The sequence below is a fragment of the Kosakonia sp. HypNH10 genome (assembly GCF_029850615.1).
GTDB classification, from domain to species: Bacteria; Pseudomonadota; Gammaproteobacteria; order Enterobacterales; family Enterobacteriaceae; genus Kosakonia; species Kosakonia cowanii.
In genome coordinates this window covers 1-4,139 of the sequence record NZ_JAOTIU010000015.1, presented here as the reverse complement: position 1 = coordinate 4,139, position 4,139 = coordinate 1, and the positions used below count along the sequence as shown (strand labels likewise).

At 50.5% G+C, this 4,139-nt stretch carries 4 protein-coding genes and 4 tRNA genes; 1 reads left to right on the top strand and 7 read right to left on the bottom strand.

The features are described from left to right. The 5 genes from N7V53_RS22240 to N7V53_RS22220 all read right to left on the bottom strand — a co-directional run. On the bottom strand, positions 1-87 hold an 87-nt coding region (locus tag N7V53_RS22240), incomplete at its 3' end, for a GTP-binding protein (protein ID WP_002436303.1). A 114-nt stretch (positions 88-201) separates the two neighbouring features. Beyond that, positions 202-277, bottom strand: a tRNA-Thr gene (locus N7V53_RS22235). Between the two features lie 5 nt (positions 278-282). Further along, positions 283-357, bottom strand: a tRNA-Gly gene (locus N7V53_RS22230). Positions 358-468: 111 nt separating this feature from the next. Next, positions 469-553: transfer RNA gene (locus N7V53_RS22225), tRNA-Tyr, on the bottom strand. A gap of 8 nt (positions 554-561) precedes the next feature. Further along, positions 562-637, bottom strand: a tRNA-Thr gene (locus N7V53_RS22220). 411 nt (positions 638-1,048) lie between these two features. Between N7V53_RS22220 and coaA the strand changes: the two genes are divergently transcribed. Beyond that, complete coding sequence (gene coaA / locus N7V53_RS22215; protein WP_279794963.1) at positions 1,049-1,999, top strand: type I pantothenate kinase; 951 nt, start codon at positions 1,049-1,051, stop codon at positions 1,997-1,999. 31 nt (positions 2,000-2,030) lie between these two features. Here coaA and birA read toward each other — a convergent pair whose 3' ends face one another. Together birA and murB are read right to left on the bottom strand one after the other, a co-directional pair. Then, the gene (gene birA / locus N7V53_RS22210) at positions 2,031-2,993 is read right to left on the bottom strand and encodes a bifunctional biotin--[acetyl-CoA-carboxylase] ligase/biotin operon repressor BirA (RefSeq protein ID WP_270222703.1); all 963 of its coding nucleotides are present in this window, start codon (positions 2,991-2,993) and stop codon (positions 2,031-2,033) included. Then, the gene (gene murB / locus N7V53_RS22205; RefSeq protein WP_279794960.1) at positions 2,990-4,018 is read right to left on the bottom strand and encodes a UDP-N-acetylmuramate dehydrogenase; all 1,029 of its coding nucleotides are present in this window, start codon (positions 4,016-4,018) and stop codon (positions 2,990-2,992) included. Before murB ends, birA begins: the two co-directional genes overlap by 4 nt. Between the last annotated feature and the right edge of the window lie 121 nt (positions 4,019-4,139).

Genomic DNA, 4,139 nt, shown 5'->3' with positions numbered 1-4,139 from the left:
AGTCAGCGTTGTTTTACCATGGTCAACGTGGCCGATAGTACCGACGTTAACGTGCGGTTTTGTACGTTCAAACTTTTCTTTAGACATCGATTGTCCCTCTAAGACACGGATAAATCGGTGATATCACCACATCAACCAGGCAACATGCCCGACTCGTTGAATGCTAAATAACAGAAGAGAAACCAGGAAGGAGAAGTGAAGTGGTGCTGATACCCAGAGTCGAACTGGGGACCTCACCCTTACCAAGGGTGCGCTCTACCAACTGAGCCATATCAGCACGTCTGGAGCGGGCAGCGGGAATCGAACCCGCATCATCAGCTTGGAAGGCTGAGGTAATAGCCATTATACGATGCCCGCATCCTGAAACTCGGCTACCCAGTGCTTCTGTATTGCCGGGAGAAGATTCTCTCCCTGAGAGCTGATTCACTACTGACACCAACTCAGGTTACGTTTTAGCGTAACCGAAAATGGTGGTGGGGGAAGGATTCGAACCTTCGAAGTCTGTGACGGCAGATTTACAGTCTGCTCCCTTTGGCCGCTCGGGAACCCCACCGGACTTGATGGTGCCGACTACCGGAATCGAACTGGTGACCTACTGATTACAAGTCAGTTGCTCTACCTACTGAGCTAAGTCGGCATCAAGTAGCGCGCATTCTAGGGAGACCTGCGGAGGGATGCAACAAAAAAATTGCACAAAATGCTCTATCGCTCACATTTTGCACGACAACGCGAATAAATGCTGTAATTTCATGCAACACCGTGGAAAAAACCATCATATCTGCTCGCGAATTTGGTGCGCCAAAAGGTTGTTTCATCCCCTTTAATTTTATTGCCTGGCTGCGCATTCTCCTTAATGGGTGTAACCGATGGGTGGGAAACCCTCTCCAGAGTGTGATTTTTCATATTATTCACTGTCATCTGGTGTTAACCTCCTGCCCATTGTTCCCACTTATTTAATAACGCCGAGCCATAGCATTATCTAAAGAGATGCTCTCGTTGCGCGCCGCCAGGCGCACCGCAGAGAGCCATGGCAGGCCGATAAAAGCGTATGAGTAAAAAAGAGCAAACGTTAATGACGCCCTACCTACAGTTTAATCGCAGCCAGTGGGCTGCCCTTCGTGCTTCGGTTCCCATGACGCTGACCGAAGGCGAAATCGCAAGATTAAAAGGCATTAATGAAGACCTTTCTTTAGAAGAAGTGGCGGAAATTTATCTCCCTCTTTCCCGTTTACTCAATTTCTATATCAGCTCTAACTTGCGCCGCCAGGCTGTGCTCGAACAATTTCTCGGCACTAACGGGCAGCGCATTCCTTATATCATTAGCATTGCCGGCAGCGTGGCAGTAGGTAAAAGCACCACGGCACGCGTACTGCAAGCCTTATTGAGCCGCTGGCCCGAACATCGCCGCGTTGAACTCATTACTACCGATGGTTTTTTACATCCAAACCAGGTGCTAAAAGATCGCGGTCTGATGAAGAAGAAAGGCTTTCCGCAATCCTATGATATGCATCGACTTGTGAAATTCGTGTCAGATATCAAATCCGGGGTGACCAATGTTACCGCGCCGGTCTATTCGCACCTGATTTATGATGTCATTCCGGATGGTGACAAAACGGTTGCTCAGCCCGATATTCTGATTCTTGAAGGGTTGAATGTCCTGCAAAGCGGTATGGATTATCCTCATGACCCGCACCATGTATTTGTCTCTGACTTTGTCGATTTTTCAATATATGTCGATGCGCCTGAAGAGTTGCTCCAGAACTGGTATATCAACCGCTTCCTGAAATTCCGTGAAGGGGCGTTTACTAACCCAAATTCTTATTTCCATAACTATGCGAAATTATCGAAAGAGGAAGCCGTCGAGATTGCGCAATCGCTGTGGAAAGAGATTAACGGGTTAAATCTTAAAGAGAATATCCTTCCAACGCGCGAGCGTGCGAGCCTGATTATGACCAAAAGCGCTAATCATGCTGTTGAAGAAGTGCGTCTGCGTAAGTAATAAAAAAGGGAGCATCTCTGCTCCCTTTCAGTTATTCCGCGCTGCGTAGCGATATTTCCCCACCAACCCAGGGTTTAACCACGCCATCCTGCTCAAGCAATAAAGCCCCCTGCGAATCGATGCCGCGAGAGATACCGAAAATCTCTTTCTCGCCAATAATCAATTTAACCGGACGGTTAATAAAGTTATCCAGCACTTCCCAGCGGGGAAGAAAAGGCGCGAGCCCCTCTTGTTCAAAACAGTGCAGTGCGCTGCGTAACTCGGTGATAAGCCGTGCCGCAAGAACGTTGCGGTCGATGCGCACGCCTGCTTCCTGCAGGTTGATCCAGCCCTGATTGATATCACCTGCCTGCGCATTTCGCATGGCTAAATTCACACCGGCGCCGATCACTATCTGCGCCGCATCGCCTGTTTTTCCCGTTAATTCTACGAGGATGCCGGCCAGTTTGCGATCCTGAAGATAGAGGTCGTTAGGCCATTTAACGCGCACTTGGTCAGCACCTAAGTCGCGTAATACTTCAGTCATGACGATGCCAATAACCAGGCTTAAGCCGATAGCGGCAGCGGGGCCTTGTTCAAGACGCCAGTACATGGAGATATAGAGATTGGCACCAAAGGGCGAAATCCATTTCCGGCCACGGCGTCCACGGCCTGCCTGCTGATACTCGGCGACACAGGCATCGCCTGACTGCAATCCGGCAAGACGATCCAGCAAATATTGGTTAGTGGAGTCAATGACAGGCAATACCGCCACGCTCCCTTGCTCAACTTCGCGACGAATGAAAGTCTCATCCAGCAGTTGAATAGGTTCAGGAAGGCTGTAGCCTTTCCCCGGTACGGTGAACACATCCACACCCCAGTCCCGGAGCGTCTGTATATGTTTATTGATTCCAGCACGGCTCATACCCAGGCTTTCACCAAGCTGTTCACCGGAGTGAAACTCGCCGTCAGCCAGAATCGAGATGAGCGTCAATGGGATAGTATTATCTTTCACGCAATAACCTCCACAGCATTCACCTCTCCGGCATGACCAATAAAGCGCACCTCAGGCTCCAGCCAGACGTTGAATTTTTCGCCGACGCGCTGGCGCACTAAATGGGCAAGCTGAACGACATCATCACTTGTCGCCCGATGCGCATTAATGAGCACCAGAGCCTGTAAGTGATGAACGGCAGCTCCACCTGTCGATGTCCCCTTCAACTGACATTGATCGATAAGCCAACCAGCGGCCAGTTTTACCGAGCCATCGGCCTGTGGATAGTGAGGGGCCTGAGGATGAGCAGCCAGTAACGCAACCGACTGTTCAGCCGTGATCACCGGATTTTTGAAGAAGCTGCCCGCATTACCGTAAATTTTGGGATCTGGCAGCTTGCTCGTACGCATATGACAGACGGCATCGAAGACCTGCCGTGGCGTTACCGTCGCAGGATCAAGCCGGGTTAAGTCCCCATAGGTGAGTACGGGTTGCCACGCTTTAGCCAGACGCAATCCTACGGCAGTGATCGCAACGCGATCCTGATACTCATGCTTGAATATGCTGTCACGATAGCCAAAGCGGCACTCTTTTGCGGTTAAACGCTGTTGCTTGCCACTGCTTAGTTCAACGCAATCAACGTAATCGCAGACACGTTGCAGCTCAACGCCATACGCGCCGATATTCTGGATAGGTGAGGATCCCGTACAACCCGGGATTAGCGCCAGGTTTTCGAGACCGGGCATTCCGCGTTCAAGCGTGAATTGCACAAGCTGATGCCAGTTCTCACCGGCACCAACGTGCAGAAGCCATGCATCAGCCTCTTCGCTAATAGTGATGCCTTTGATGCGATTGATGATGACGGTTCCGGCAAAATCCTCCAGGAAAAGCACATTACTGCCCTCTCCAAGAATTAGCACCGGTTGCTGATGCTCTACTGCACTCTGCCAGGCTTCCAGCAGTTGTTGGGTATTCTCGGCACATACAATGCGACGGGCATTATGCTCGATACCAAAGGTGTTCCACGGCTTAAGGGAGAGATTCATTCACGCTATCCTGATGCAAAAACAGGGCTAGTTTACCGTATCCGAAGGGGGAGCGCTTGCGGTGTTTCAGGAAGATACAACGCAAAAAGCCTCATGCTTTCGCATGAGGCTTTCGGCTTGG